Annotated in this window: 1 protein-coding gene; it reads left to right on the top strand. The window is 63.8% G+C overall.

Annotation, left to right across the window (positions count from 1 at the left end; translation table 11 throughout):
• The coding region (locus SB772_RS44735; RefSeq protein ID WP_410839117.1) for a formyltransferase family protein at nt 1-243 on the top strand (243 nt) is incomplete at both ends.

The raw sequence follows: 243 nt of genomic DNA, 5'->3' as shown, positions 1-243 counted from the left end.
ACGCACTGCTGAAGGCAGGGTTCGACGTCGTAGCTGTCCTCACCCGACCGGACGCGCCCGTGGGGCGCAAGCGGATCATGACGCCCTCTCCTGTGGCAGCGCGCGCAGAGGAACTCGGCATTGAGGTCATCCGCGCAGTAAAGGTGGATGCAGAGACCACCAAACGCATCTCAGAGATTGCCCCGGACGTCGCGGCCATTGTTGCCTACGGCGGAATTGTTCCCCCGGCCGCGTTGGCAATAC

It is taken from the genome of Paraburkholderia sp. SIMBA_030, assembly GCF_046535245.1.
GTDB lineage: Bacteria > Pseudomonadota > Gammaproteobacteria > Burkholderiales > Burkholderiaceae > Paraburkholderia.
Note: the sequence above shows the minus strand (reverse complement) of the source record. Positions and strands in the feature narration are given on the sequence as shown.